General features: G+C 43.3%; 1 pseudogene. It reads left to right on the top strand.

The annotated features are described in order from the left end of the window. Positions 1-394: pseudogene (locus tag ACTNCK_RS11765) on the top strand (nuclease); the annotation flags it as partial. Between the last annotated feature and the right edge of the window lie 218 nt (positions 395-612).

Below are 612 nucleotides of genomic sequence, written 5' to 3' on the forward strand. Positions count from 1 at the left end.
CTCAGGGAAACCATTTGGAGATGGAGAGCATATAGTATATGTGAACTGCGAAATAAGGGATGACGGAACAGAGCTCGGAAAACTGATCCATGATTTCTTCTGTGAGGATCCTGGTGATATGAACTATACCGTACTGGCAGACCGAGTGAGATATTTCAAGGAAGACACGAAGGGAGTGAGAACTATGTGTAAGGTAATAGAAGAGATGCGTAAGGAAGTATGGAATGAGGCTTGGAATGAAGCATGGGGTAAAGCCTCAAGTGAGGCAGAGCTAAAGACAAAAGAAGCTAGTGTAAGAAGAATGTACCTGAAGGGGTTTCCAGCGGATCAGATAGCATATATTATAGATCTGCCTGTAGATGAAGTGAAGAATATTATCAGTTCAGAAAGTTAATAGCGCAGGTATGAGAGCTCAGGGTATAGGGAGCAGGTTTTAGGGCTTAGTTTGGATTTAGATATCCCTAGACCCTAGGCCCTAATCCCTGGCCCCTTCCTTACTTCAAGGAAGATACGAAGGGAGTGAGAACTATGTGTAAGGTAATCGAAGAAATGCGTAAGGAAGTATGGAATGAAGCTTCTAGTGTGGCAGAGCGAAAGACAAAAGAAGCTAGT

This window comes from Candidatus Weimeria sp. HCP3S3_B5, from assembly GCF_052064335.1.
Taxonomy (GTDB): domain Bacteria; phylum Bacillota; class Clostridia; order Lachnospirales; family Lachnospiraceae; genus Weimeria.